This window comes from Parabacteroides sp. AT13 (assembly GCF_002272965.1).
Lineage (GTDB): Bacteria > Bacteroidota > Bacteroidia > Bacteroidales > Tannerellaceae > Parabacteroides > Parabacteroides distasonis.
Genome location: NZ_NQMH01000001.1, coordinates 2,189,605 through 2,202,881 on the forward strand (window position 1 = coordinate 2,189,605; position 13,277 = coordinate 2,202,881).

14 protein-coding genes are annotated in these 13,277 nt (G+C 46.4%); all 14 read left to right on the plus strand.

Features of this window, described 5'->3' with window-relative positions:
* Nucleotides 1-35: 35 nt before the first annotated feature.
* Entirely contained in the window at nucleotides 36-623 is a 588-nt protein-coding gene (locus tag CI959_RS09070) for an FKBP-type peptidyl-prolyl cis-trans isomerase (protein ID WP_005860958.1), read from the plus strand.
* Nucleotides 624-643: 20 nt separating this feature from the next.
* Nucleotides 644-1,354, plus strand: coding sequence for an FKBP-type peptidyl-prolyl cis-trans isomerase (locus CI959_RS09075; protein WP_005860960.1), 711 nt, complete (start codon nucleotides 644-646; stop codon nucleotides 1,352-1,354).
* Between the two features lie 184 nt (nucleotides 1,355-1,538).
* Nucleotides 1,539-2,006, plus strand: a complete 468-nt coding sequence (locus CI959_RS09080) for an Lrp/AsnC family transcriptional regulator (RefSeq protein ID WP_005860962.1) — start codon at nucleotides 1,539-1,541, stop codon at nucleotides 2,004-2,006.
* Between the two features lie 101 nt (nucleotides 2,007-2,107).
* Nucleotides 2,108-3,490 (plus strand): S8 family serine peptidase, encoded by a 1,383-nt coding sequence (locus tag CI959_RS09085; RefSeq protein WP_005860964.1) that lies wholly within the window; start codon nucleotides 2,108-2,110, stop codon nucleotides 3,488-3,490.
* Entirely contained in the window at nucleotides 3,471-4,805 is a 1,335-nt protein-coding gene (xseA, locus tag CI959_RS09090) for an exodeoxyribonuclease VII large subunit (protein ID WP_009018425.1), read from the plus strand. Before CI959_RS09085 ends, xseA begins: the two co-directional genes overlap by 20 nt.
* Nucleotides 4,806-4,844: 39 nt before the next feature.
* The gene (xseB, locus tag CI959_RS09095; RefSeq protein ID WP_005860969.1) at nucleotides 4,845-5,042 is read left to right on the plus strand and encodes an exodeoxyribonuclease VII small subunit; all 198 of its coding nucleotides are present in this window, start codon (nucleotides 4,845-4,847) and stop codon (nucleotides 5,040-5,042) included.
* Nucleotides 5,042-5,740: a 2-C-methyl-D-erythritol 4-phosphate cytidylyltransferase gene (locus CI959_RS09100; RefSeq protein ID WP_057316895.1), complete on the plus strand. Its 699-nt coding sequence runs from the start codon at nucleotides 5,042-5,044 to the stop codon at nucleotides 5,738-5,740. Before xseB ends, CI959_RS09100 begins: the two co-directional genes overlap by 1 nt.
* A 22-nt stretch (nucleotides 5,741-5,762) precedes the next feature.
* Nucleotides 5,763-7,859 (plus strand): ATP-dependent DNA helicase RecG, encoded by a 2,097-nt coding sequence (gene recG / locus CI959_RS09105; protein WP_005860973.1) that lies wholly within the window; start codon nucleotides 5,763-5,765, stop codon nucleotides 7,857-7,859.
* A 210-nt stretch (nucleotides 7,860-8,069) separates the two neighbouring features.
* Complete coding sequence (locus CI959_RS09110) at nucleotides 8,070-9,320, plus strand: M23 family metallopeptidase (RefSeq protein ID WP_011966948.1); 1,251 nt, start codon at nucleotides 8,070-8,072, stop codon at nucleotides 9,318-9,320.
* Nucleotides 9,321-9,478: 158 nt separating this feature from the next.
* The gene (locus tag CI959_RS09115; RefSeq protein WP_005860977.1) at nucleotides 9,479-10,024 is read left to right on the plus strand and encodes a DUF1599 domain-containing protein; all 546 of its coding nucleotides are present in this window, start codon (nucleotides 9,479-9,481) and stop codon (nucleotides 10,022-10,024) included.
* A gap of 5 nt (nucleotides 10,025-10,029) precedes the next feature.
* A complete protein-coding gene (locus CI959_RS09120) occupies nucleotides 10,030-11,313 on the plus strand; it encodes a BT_3928 family protein (protein WP_005860979.1) in 1,284 nt (427 codons plus the stop codon).
* A 36-nt stretch (nucleotides 11,314-11,349) separates the two neighbouring features.
* Entirely contained in the window at nucleotides 11,350-12,105 is a 756-nt protein-coding gene (gene tpiA / locus CI959_RS09125; RefSeq protein WP_008780623.1) for a triose-phosphate isomerase, read from the plus strand.
* Nucleotides 12,106-12,173: 68 nt separating this feature from the next.
* Nucleotides 12,174-12,680, plus strand: coding sequence for a cell division protein (locus CI959_RS09130; protein WP_008780624.1), 507 nt, complete (start codon nucleotides 12,174-12,176; stop codon nucleotides 12,678-12,680).
* A 5-nt stretch (nucleotides 12,681-12,685) separates the two neighbouring features.
* Nucleotides 12,686-13,276, plus strand: coding sequence for a GTP cyclohydrolase I FolE (gene folE / locus CI959_RS09135; protein ID WP_010185314.1), 591 nt, complete (start codon nucleotides 12,686-12,688; stop codon nucleotides 13,274-13,276).
* Nucleotide 13,277: the final 1 nt, after the last annotated feature.

The window sequence follows — 13,277 nt, forward strand, 5'->3', positions numbered from 1 at the left end:
TTTGTGGCTTATAATTAGTTGAACAAGAAAAAAGAATGGATAAAGTAAGTTATGCGCTTGGCTTAAGTATCGGAAATAATTTCCAGAACTCAGGCATCAAGGATCTTCAAGTGGAAGATTTTGTACAGGGATTGAATGACGTCTTAACAGAGGCAAAACCTGCTCTTAGTTATGATGAGGCAAAACAAGTGATCAATGATTACTTCATGAAGCTTCAACAAGAGAAACTGGAAATCAATAAGAAAGCCGGTGAGGAGTTCCTTACTATCAATAAGCATAAGGCTGGTGTGGTAGAGTTGCCTAGCGGTTTGCAATACGAGGTGCTGAAGAATGGTACAGGCGCTAAACCTACGGCGAACGATAAGGTAAAATGCCACTATCACGGTACGTTAATCAACGGTCAGGTGTTTGATAGCTCCGTACAGAGAGGCGAGCCTGCCGTATTCGGTGTTTCACAGGTAATCCCGGGATGGGTAGAGGCCTTGCAGTTGATGCCGGTCGGTTCTAAATGGAGATTGTTTATCCCGTCTAACCTTGCTTATGGCGAGCGTGGGGCAGGTGAGGCTATCGAGCCGAATAGTACATTGATCTTCGACGTTGAGTTATTAGATATCGAAAAATAATATATAAGAGTTAAAGAAAAATGAAAAAGTTAAGTGTATTAGTCGCTACAGTGATTGTAGCAATGGGCGCATCTTTCACCTCTTGCGGTGATTCTCACAAAAGCGCGAGCTTGAAGACTTCCATCGATAGCGCAAGCTACGCTATTGGTATCAGCACAGGTGCCGGTTATAAGGAAAACTTAAAGACTTTGCCGGGTGGCGAGGCTAACGTAGATGATTTGATCGCTGGTTTTATCCAAGCTATCAAAGGGGATTCTTCTGCGATGAAGATGAATCCGCAACAGGCTCAACAATATTTGCAGACTTACTTCGTAGAGGCTCAGGCTCGCGAGGCTAAGAAGACAAAAGAAGAGGGTGATAAGTTCTTGGCGGAGAATAAGACAAAAGAAGGCGTTATCACGACTGAGAGCGGCTTGCAATATAAGGTAGAGAAAGAAGGTACAGGCGCGAAGCCAACCGCTACCGATAAGGTAAAAGTTCATTATACCGGAACTCTATTGGACGGTACTAAGTTTGATAGCTCCGTGGATCGTGGCGAGCCGGCTGAGTTCGGTGTTGGCCAAGTAATCAAGGGCTGGACTGAGGGCTTGCAGATCATGCCGGTCGGTTCTAAATATATCTTCTGGATCCCGGCTGAGTTGGCTTATGGCGAACGTGGCGCAGGACAAGATATCAAACCGAACAGCGTATTGAAGTTCGAGGTTGAGTTGCTTGACATCGTAAAAGAATAAGTAGCGAAGAAATAGAAACGGAACGTTTGTAAGATAATAGGCGGGCAAATTATGCTAAAAAGCATTTTTTGCCCGCTTTTATTATTTATTGATTACTTTTTTCTTTCAGAATGATATATGATTCAAATTTATTATATACTTTTGATACATTAAATCTGAATGCATATAATAAAGCGAATTTAAAATGGAGAAGATAGACAAACTGGACCGGCAGATATTGAACATTATTTCAAAGAATGCTAGGATTCCTTTTAAAGATGTTGCCGAGGAGTGCGGTGTATCTCGTGCAGCTATTCATCAACGGGTTCAACGCATGATTGATATGAATGTGATCGTTGGCTCAGGGTATCACATCAATCCTAAAATATTGGGGTATAATACATGTACCTATATCGGCGTGAAATTGGAGCGTGGATCTATGTACAAGGATGTTGTCCCGGAATTCGAGAAAATACCCGAAGTGGTAGAATGCCATTTCACTACGGGTCCGTATACGATGCTGATCAAGCTGTATGCCCGTGATAACGAGCACTTGATGGAACTTTTGAACTCTAAGATTCAGGAGATACCGGGTGTTACGGCTACAGAGACCTTGATTTCTTTACGCCAAAGTGTTAAACGTGAGATCCCTATTTGTAATATCAATGAATAAGACGAAGAATTATACATGAGCCCGGCCTATTCCAGTGCCGGGCTTTTTTGTTTATTCGGCGGTATCATCTATCTTTGTAATTCGTAATTGTGTGAGGTTCTATGAGTAAATATATAGGAATATTCGTTTTCGTATTCAGTTTGTTTTCTTTGGGAGTACATGCCGGGGAAAGTTTTCGTTTTCGGGTGTATTTGAAAGATAAAGGGGATTCCGGTTATACGCTGGATAACCCGGAGGAATATCTTTCCAAGGAGTCTGTCGAGCGACGGAACCGGCAAGGTATATCGGTGTCGGAATCGGATTTGCCGATCGCTCAAGCTTATCTGGATACCTTGTCCGCCAATGGAGGAAAACCGGTGCTGGAGAGTAAATGGTTCTCTACGGTCGTGGTGTCCAGTCCGGATAGCTTGGTCGCTGAGCGTCTCTCGCGCCTCCCGATCGTGGATTCCGTGAAATGGGTCTGGAAAGGTGACGAGGAAATCGATATTCCTAGGGAGGAGAAAGATACGACACGGTTTATGCCAATAGATAAACCTGAGAAATCGCCTTACGGTTATGCCGAGGAGCAGATCAAGATGCTGAACGGTATCAAATTGCATGAGGCAGGCTTTAAGGGTGAGGGTATGCGTGTGGCCGTGGTCGATGCCGGTTTCATGAACGTGGATCGGATCAGCGTATTTGATTCCTTGCGGTTATTAGGAACGCATAACGTGGTTTTCCCCGGTCGAAGTGTTTTCATCGGGGATGATCATGGGACGAAGGTCTTATCTTGCTTGGCCGCTGATGCGCCGGGCTTGATGGTCGGTACGGCTCCCCAAGCCGAATATTGGCTGATAAAGAGCGAGGATAGCCGTTCGGAGTTTCCCATCGAGGAGGATTATTGGACGGCAGCTATGGAATTTGCCGATAGCGTGGGAGTGGATGTGGTCTCTTCTTCGTTGGGGTATTTCTCTTTTGATGTAGAGGCCCTGAACTATCATCAAGATCAATTGGACGGGAGGACTTCCTTGATCAGTCGTGCCGCTAAGATGGCTTCATCAAAAGGGATCTTGTTGTTTAGTAGCGCCGGCAACGAGGGGGGCGGTAGCTGGGGAAAGATAACCTTTCCAGCGGATGCCCCGGATATATTGACAGTGGGCGCTATCACGGATCGTAAGAAGAAAAGTAATTTCAGTTCTGTCGGCTTTACAGCGGATTACCGGGTGAAGCCGGATGTGGTTGCCTTGGGTACGGGCTGTTGCGTGATAGATCCTACGGGGAATATCCGTTACGCGAACGGTACCTCTTTCGCTACGCCGATCTTAGCGGGGTTGGGTGTTTGTCTATGGCAAGCGTTTCCCAGTCTGACGAATAAGGATATAATCTCTCTTTTGCAGCGTTTCGGCAGTAAGTTTGAGCAACCGGACGCTGAGTTGGGATATGGCATCCCGGATGTGTACAAAGCTTATAAACAGGAGCGTAAATATGCGGCCGAATCTAAATAACTTATCGGGTGAGAAAGAGGCTCTATCTTTGTTAGAGCTGAATACCCGCATACGGGGTGCGTTGTCGAGGGCTTTCCCGGAGACTTGCTGGGTGCGTGCGGAGATGAGCGATGTGCGGGTGAATACTTCTTCCGGACATTGTTATCTGGAGTTTGTGGAGAAGAATGCGCAGACCGGGCAATTGGTGGCCAAGGTACGAGGGTCTATCTGGGCGAAGACATTTCGTATGTTGAAACCTTATTTCGAGATGGAGACCGGTCAGATGTTCGCTTCCGGCTTGAAAGTGTTGGTGAAGGTGTCTGTTGAGTTCCATGAGTTATATGGATTGAGCCTTACGGTGCTTGATATCGATCCGGCTTATACGTTGGGGGATATGGTGCGTAAGCGTATGGAGATTATCCGCCAATTGCAGGAGGAAGGGGTCTTTACGCTGAATAAGGAATTGCCTTTTCCGCTACTTCCTAGGAGAATCGCTATCATTACTTCTCCGACGGCTGCCGGCTACGAGGATTTTATGAATCAGTTGACACGGAATAAAGGAGGTTATCCGTTCTATACCAAATTATTCCCCGCCTTGATGCAAGGAGAACGGACGGAGGCTTCTGTAATAGCGGCTTTAGACCGGATTTATCAACATCAAGATCTTTTTGATGTGGTCGTGATTATCCGTGGGGGTGGGGCTACCTCGGACTTGAATAGCTTCGATTCTTATCTGTTGGCGGCGAATTGCGCTCAATTCCCTTTACCGATTATCACGGGTATCGGGCACGAACGGGATGATACGGTCGTAGATTTGGTGGCGCATACCCGGATGAAGACACCGACCGCTGTCGCTGAGTTCCTTATTTCTCGAATGGATAGCGTAGGTGAGGAGTTGGAGAATTTGTGTCAAGACGTGAGTTTATTGGCTATGGATATTCTATCCCGCCAGAAAAACTATTTGCAATTGGTCGCTACCCGTTTCCCCTCTATCGTGACAAGCCGGATCGAGCGGAATCGTTCGGGACTGCAAACAATCGCGAGTGGTTTACCTGCGATGGCATCGGGCTTGTTATCACGCCGCCAGTCGGTGCTTGAGAATACGGAACTTCGCTTGCGAAACGGTATTACCTCTAAACTCTCCGAGGATGTGCGTTTTATCCAGCTTACGGAACAGTTTATCAAGATGGCTTCTCCTGATTATATCTTAAAGCGAGGCTATAGCTTAGCCTTGAAAGATGGCAAGATTATCAAACATGCCTCTGATTTGCGAGCCGGCGAAGAACTGACGACTCGCTTCATCGATGGTGAAATAAAAAGTATTATCAAACCATAGAGGGTGGTTTTATAACCGTCCGATAAATACATAATTAATATGGCGAAAAAAGAAGAAACATATAACGAGGCGATCGAGAAACTTCGTAAGATCGTGGCTGAGATCGAGAATGGAGACTTAGATGTCGATATCCTGTCCGAGAAGGTAAAAGAAGCTACCCGTCTGATCAAGCTCTGCAAGGAGAAGCTGTATAAAGTGGATGAGGAAGTTAAAAAAGTTTTGGAGGAATTGGATTGATGGATAAGTACGTCTTGATCGTTGCCGGGGGTAAAGGGCTTCGTATGGGTGGAGATCTGCCGAAGCAGTTTATTCCTATGCGGGGGAAACCTCTTTTGATGCATACCTTAGAGGCTTTTCATCGTTGGGATGCTTCCGCACGTATAATCCTTGTGCTTCCGGAGGATCATCAGCCGTATTGGAATATGCTTTGCAAGGAAATCGGCTGCAAGGTCCCGCATGCGATCGTGAAAGGGGGAGATACTCGCTTCTTCTCGGTTAAGAATGGGTTGGATTGGCTTTTGGCGGAGATGCGTCGGAAGGGGGAGGAGGATAGCGGTCTGAGTTTGGTCGCTGTGCACGATGGCGTTCGTCCTTTCGTCTCTCCGGAGGTTGTTGAGGCCTGCTTTGATAAAGCGGCTGTCACGGGAGCCGTTATCCCGGTTGTTCCGATGATTGATTCCCTGCGTGAGACAGATGAAAAAGGGAGCCATCCGGTGGACCGTTCCCGCTATATGGCTGTACAAACCCCGCAAGTCTTCCTTCTGGAATTATTGACAAAAGCCTATGAGCAACCTTATTCGTCTTTATTTACGGACGACGCTTCCGTGGTGGAGGCGATGGGGCATGCGATTGATACGGTTCCCGGTGATCGTGAGAATATCAAGATTACCACGCCCTTTGATTTGTTAATAGCGGAAGCGATGTTTGCCCGGTAAACCCTAAAAACTCATAGACGTTATGCTGGACCTTGATAAGCGATCGATTACGTACTTGCCGGGAGTAGGACCCAAGAAGGCGGATATCCTGCAAAAGGAAGCGGGGATATCGTCGTATGAGGACTTGCTCTTTTATTTTCCTTATAAATATATAGATCGCAGCCGGTTTTATAAAGTAGCTGAGATCAGCGGGAATATGCCTTATATCCAGTTGAAAGGCCAGATTCTCTATTTCGATACGCTAGGCGAGGGGCGGAGTAAACGGCTGGTTGGTAAGTTCTCGGATGGTACGGGCACGATCGATTTGGTCTGGTTCAAGGGCTTGAATTATGTGACGGATAAGTATCGTCCCAATACTGAGTATATAGTTTTCGGAAAGCCTACGGAGTTCGGGCATACCTATAACATACCGCATCCGGATATCGACTCAATGGAGCAAGCTGATCAAGTGGCGAATGGCTTGACTCCTTTCTATAATACCTCGGAGAAAATGAAGAAATCTTTCTTGAATTCCCGGGCGATCCAGAACCTGCAATATACGTTGTTAAGCTGGCTGAACTGGGAACTTCCGGAGACGCTTTCCCCCGACGTATTGAAACGGATCCATATGATGTCTATGACAGAGGCGATGCGGAATATCCATTTCCCGGAATCTGCCGCTAAGTTGCGTGATGCCCAGTTACGTTTGAAGTTTGACGAGCTTTTCTTCATACAATTAAATATATTACGTACTGCTAGTGTTCGGAAACTGAAGCTAAAAGGGATCATATTCCCGACGGTCGGCCATTATTTCAATACGTTCTATAAAGAGTATCTTCCTTTTGAGTTGACGAACGCCCAGAAGCGGGTAGTCCGTGAGATCCGGATCGATATGGGTAGCGGGCGGCAAATGAATCGCCTGCTGCAAGGTGATGTGGGGAGTGGCAAGACTTTGGTAGGCTTATTGTCTATGCTATTGGCGATAGATAATCATTGCCAAGCTTGTATGATGGCTCCTACCGAGATCTTGGCGACCCAGCATTATGCGACGATCATGGGATTCCTGAAAGATATGGACGTGAAGGTCGCTCTTTTGACTGGATCTACCAAGAAGAAGGAGCGGGATAAGATATTACCGGCTATTGCCAGCGGTGAGATCCAGATCGTGATCGGGACGCATGCGTTGATTGAGGAGACGGTGGTTTTCTCTTCGTTGGGATTAGCGATTATCGATGAGCAGCACCGTTTTGGTGTGGAGCAACGCTCACGCCTTTGGATGAAGAACGCTATCGTGCCGCATGTGCTGGTGATGACGGCTACCCCGATTCCCCGTACTTTGGCGATGACTTTGTATGGGGATCTGGATGTATCGGTGATCGATGAGTTACCTCCGGGACGTAAACCGATACAAACGCTTCATCGCTATGATAATAAAAAGGCGCAATTGTATGAGTTCCTTCGGAAAGAGATACAAAAGGGGCGTCAGGTTTATGTGGTATATCCGTTGATTGAAGGAAATGAGAAACTGGATTATAAAGACTTGGAGGCCGGTTTTGAGACGTTCAAGGAGGTTTTCCCTGAATATAAGGTATGTATGGTACATGGCCGTATGAAAGCGGCGGATAAGGATACCGAGATGCAGAAGTTTATCTCCGGCGAGGCGCAAATCTTGATGGCTACTACGGTTATAGAGGTTGGCGTGAACGTGCCGAACGCATCCGTCATGGTGATCGAGAGTGCTGAACGTTTCGGCCTCTCTCAACTTCATCAGCTTCGTGGCCGGGTAGGACGTGGTGCTGAACAATCCTATTGTATCTTGGTCTCATCCTATAAACTAAGTAATGATACTCGTAAGCGATTGGAGATTATGGTGAACAGTACGAATGGCTTTGAGATCGCTGAGGCGGATCTCCGTCTCCGGGGACATGGAGATTTGGAAGGTACCCGACAAAGTGGCGAGGGGATAGACCTTAAAATAGCGGACTTGGCGGCCGATGGACAAATACTTCAGTATGCGCGGGATATCGCTCAAGGAGTTCTTGACGAAGACCCCGAATTATTGTCCGAACAGCACCGGATATTGAGCGAAAGGCTCAAAACTCTGTTCACAAGGAAGATAAATTGGGGAATGATTAGCTAATATGTTGTGAAACATATTGTTCTGTAAGTCTTTGATATTTAGCTTGTTTATTCGCTTGTTTTGCTTTTATTCAAAGTCATTGCAGAAATTTTTCGTTAATCAATTTTGTCGGCTTATTCAAATTTCCGAACTTTGACAAGTTGACAATCAGGCAGAGATGTCGGGTATTGCCGTTTTATCCTGAATTATAAGAATGAAAGTTATCAAAAAATGAGTATAAGGACATTTCTATTCATTTGTTGTGCCGCTGTGATGGTATCGACTGCTAATGCGGAGAACCCGGTGAAACCGGAAACTCCGGAGACTCCCAATCATCCAACCCACAAACTTATGGACAAGCGTGTATCTGAGTTAATGGCTGACCGTGTTGGCTTTAAGAAAGATATGGCTTTGAAGGAGCTTGCGGAGATTAATGAAAAAGCGGAGTTGGAGGCGAGAGAGAACTTGATGTTCCCTGCCGATGAATTATATGGCGAATGGACAAATGAATGGGTGAATCCTTTCCGGGGTAAAAAGGTAGATATGCCGGATTCTTGCGTAATCGATTGTTCTACTTTTGTCTTGCCTATGGACTCTATGACAAGGGTCACTTCAAAGTATGGTCCTCGCCGTAGACGGATGCATAAGGGGATAGACTTGAAAGTGCAAATTGGAGATACGATCCGTGCGGCGTTTGACGGCAAGGTGCGTATCAAGAATTTCGAGCGTAGGGGATATGGCTATTATCTTGTGATTCGCCATCCGAATGGTTTAGAGACTGTATATGGTCATTTATCTAAATTCTTAGTAGGTGTGAACGATATCGTACGGGCTGGAGATCCGATCGCTTTAGGGGGAAATACAGGACGCTCTACGGGATCTCATTTGCATTTTGAGACTCGTTTTCTTGGACAGGCTATTAACCCGGCTGATATTATTGACTTCGAGAACTCAATACCTCATCAGGATCAATATGTGTTTCGTAACGTCAAGATTAACGGACGTAAGAGCAATATCTATACATCTTCCAATAGTCAGATGGTGTACCATCGTGTAAAATCCGGTGATACCTTAGGTAAAATCGCACGTATATATGGTACGACAGTGAATGAGCTTTGTCGTTTAAATGGATTGAAATCTACTTCTATGTTACGTATCGGCCAGTCCATTCGTTGTAGTGCCGGTGTGGAAACCGCGGCTAAAGCGACTCCAAAAGCTCAAACTCAAAAGAAATCGACTGCTTCCGCATCTTCTAAGAAAATCACGGTACAGGCAAGTTCTTCCGCTACCGCTTCTTTAGGAGAAGACACGAATACAATGAATGATGTGGAGGCTACTTCGGTTTATCATCGTATTAAATCCGGTGATACGCTTGGCGCTATCGCTAAAAGATACGGTACTTCTGTTAGTAAACTCTGCGAATTGAACGGTATCACAAAGACTACCGTGTTGCGTTTAGGACGCTCATTACGCTGTTCATAACGATATATAAGATGTAAGGAAACGAAAAGGAGCCGCTTATAAAGTGGCTCCTTTTTGTTGTAACCTCTTTTCATTTATCTTATTAGCTTTTGTTGTCTTGAATTTTCGAGAACATCTACGTCTTTTTTCCTATATTCGCGGGTATAATCTAGGATAGTATGCCAAATACAAAGGAACAATTCGAGCAAGTGATCTCCCTGTGCCGGGAGTTGTTCGAGAAGAAGTTGAAAGATTACGGGCCGTCGTGGAGGATCATGCGCCCCCAGTCGGTTACCGATCAGATATTTATCAAGGCGAACCGTATCCGTAGCTTGGAGATCAAGGGGACGAGCATGGTGGACGAGGGAATCCGTCCGGAGTTTATCGCTATCGTTAATTATGGTGTGATCGGCTTGGTCCAATTGGCGTTGGGATTTGCGGATACGACCGATATCACGATAGAGAAAGCCTTGGAATTATACGATAAATACATTGCGGAGACGAAGGAACTGATGTACGCCAAGAATCATGATTATGATGAGGCGTGGCGCAGCATGCGTATCAGCTCGTATACGGATCTTATTTTGATGAAGATTTATCGGACTAAGCAAATCGAGAGTCATGGAGGCAAGACGCTCGTTTCTGAGGGAGTGGACGCCAACTACATGGATATGATTAATTATGCCCTCTTCGGTTTGATCAAGCTGGAGTTTGGTGAGGAGTGAGCTACATGGAATATAAGGAAACCGTAAAGAAAGTGATCGCAGAGGTCTGCCGCCTGTTACTGGGAGTAGTCTTTATCTTCTCCGGGACGGTGAAGGCTGTCGATCCCATGGGAGGAGCCATTAAGATTGGCGACTATCTGACTTCCTTTGGGCTGGATAAGCTGCAACCTTTTACGGTATTGATCTCCTTCAACTTGTCCGCTCTGGAATTCATGCTGGGTGTCTGTATGCTATTAGGGGTGTACCGGCGGTATACGACCTTCTTGACCTTGCTGATGATGTCTTTCATGACGCCGCTGACGCTGTATCTGGCGATCTTCAATCCCGTATCGGATTGCGGTTGCTTCGGGGATGCCTTGGTGATCAGTAATTGGCAGACCTTCTATAAGAATGTCGTACTTTTGGCCGCCGCTATTTACGTGTTCATCCATAATCAGCGGCTTTTACAAGGCTATACCTACCATGTCTACTGGTTCGTGGCTTTGTGGTCATATGTCTTCGCTATCGGTTTCGCTTACCGGAATTATAATCATTTGCCGATCTTGGATTTCCGTCCCTATAAGTTGGGTGCGAATATCCCTGCCTTGATGTCGATACCGGAAGGTGCGCCCGAGGATGAATATGCGTATTCTTTTATTTACGAGAGGGATGGCGTACAGAAAGAATTTTCTTTGGAGAACGCCCCGGCCGATGATAGCACGTGGACTTTCGTGGATTCAAAGACCAAGCTGATCAAACAAGGATACGTTCCCCCCGTTACCACATTTCATATTTATAATGAGAATGACGCAGACGTGACTGATGAGTTGCTGAACGACCCGAAAGGTCTCTTTCTTTTGATCGCCCCCCGTCTGGAGAATGCGGATGATGAGCGTATTGACGAGATCAACAATGTATACGATTACGCCTTGGAGAACGGTTTGGGCTTTTATTGCGTGACGGGTTCTTCCGCCGAGGCTATCGCTACATGGAGTGATAATACCGGTGCCGAGTATCCGTTTCTTATGGCCGATGATGTCCTTTTGAAAACGATCATCCGCTCCAACCCGGGATTGGTCTTGCTGAAGAAAGGTACGATCTTGATGAAGTGGCATTACAACGATATTCCACAGGAAGAAGACCTGAAAACGATCGTAAACGGCTATCTGGAAGGAAATACCGACTGGAAAGCGAAAGAAGATGCCCGGCTAATAACCAACCTATTAAGTTTTACCGTACCTTTGTTGCTGGTTTGGGGATACGATGCCTTGCGCAATCGCCGTCGCCGGAAAGGAAAAGAATCTGAATAGAGATTTATTTGTATTACATATTTAAATTATTAAGTTATGAGAAAGAATATTGTTGCAGGAAACTGGAAAATGAACACTACTCTTGCTGAAGGTCTTGCTTTGGCTAAAGGTTTGGACGAGGCTTTGAAGGGTAAGACTCCGAATTGCGATGTGATCATCGGTACTCCGTTCACTCACTTGGCAAGCGTTGCTGCCGCTATCGATACAAACAAGATCGGTGTTGCCGCTGAGAACTGCGCTGACAAGGAAAAAGGTGCTTATACAGGTGAGGTTTCTGCCGCTATGGTAGCTTCTACTGGTGCGAAATATGTGATCTTAGGCCACTCTGAGAGACGTGCTTATTATCATGAGACTCCGGAAATCTTGAAGACGAAGGTTGAGTTGGCTTTGGCTAACGGTTTGACTCCGATCTTCTGCATCGGTGAGGTTTTGGAAGAGAGAGAAGCCGGTAAGCACTTCGAGGTAGTAGACGCTCAGATCGCTGGTTCTTTGTTCGACCTTTCCGCTGAGGATTTCGGTAAGATCATCTTGGCTTACGAGCCGGTATGGGCTATCGGCACGGGTAAGACTGCTTCCGCTGAGCAAGCTGAGGAGATCCACGCTCACATCCGCGCTACTTTGGCCGCTAAATATGGCAATGAGGTAGCTGATAACTGCACGATCCTTTACGGTGGTAGCTGCAACGCCGGTAACGCGAAGGAATTGTTCGCTAAACCGAACGTAGACGGTGGTTTGATCGGTGGCGCTTCTTTGTCCGTTGACAAATTCATGCCGATTATCGAGGCTTTTTAATTAATTCATAATAAGAAGGCATCTTTTCCCTCTTCAGAGGGGAAAGATACCCTTTTAATAGTATATCGATGAAAAGAATTCCTTGTATCTTATTGCTATTTGCCTTTTTGATGGCCGGTACTTCATCTTTATTCGCTCAGACGGCGTTGGAAGGTGAGCGTTCGACCATATTCGACGCATTGCGGAGATCCGGTTTGGGAAAAGGCGAGGTCGTTATCAATCAATCCGCCGCTATTGGCGAGATGGTGGGCGAGCGTATGCGTGGAGCGAACGTGGAGACGACCGATAGCCTTACCTTCTTGAAGGTACAAGGGTATCGTACGCAGGTATTTTCCGGTAACAACCAACGGGTCTCGAAAGACGAGGCTTTTCGTAAGGAGAAGGAGATCAAGGAGCTTTTTCCCGAGGTCCCGACCTATGTCACTTACAACGCCCCGTTCTGGAAATTGCGTGTAGGGGATTTCCGCTCACATGAGGAGGCTTATCATATGATGCGCCTGTTGATGGGCGCTTTCCCGAAATACGGAAAGGAAATGTATATCGTACGAGAAGAGATAAAAATTCCCCTAAATTAAAGATGATGTCAGAAGTAAACGAAGAGACGCTATGTGCCCGGGAAGCTTTGGCCGGCCATTATAAGGAAGTATTGGGTTTGCTGGGTGAGGACGTGGAGCGTGAGGGTCTGCTTAAAACGCCGGAACGTGTAGCGAAAGCGATGCAGTTTTTAACCAAGGGATACCATGAGGATCCGGAGGCGGTACTCCGTTCCGCCATGTTTCAGGAAGAGGATTACAAACAGATGGTTATCGTGAAAGATATCGATTTCTTCTCCCTTTGTGAGCATCATATGTTGCCTTTCTTTGGCAAGGCCCACGTGGCTTATATCCCCAAGAAATATATTACGGGCTTAAGCAAGATCCCTAGGGTAGTGGATATCTTCGCCCGCCGCCTCCAGATACAGGAGCGTATGACGATGCAGATCAAGGATTGCATCCAGAGGACCTTGGACCCGTTGGGCGTGATGGTCGTGATCGAGGCGCAGCATATGTGTATGCAGATGCGTGGCGTGGAGAAACAAAATTCCTTGACGACTACCTCTGATTTCACAGGCTTTTTCCAACAAGCTAAGACGCGCGAGGAGTTTATGAATCTGATCAAGCATAACCGCTGAT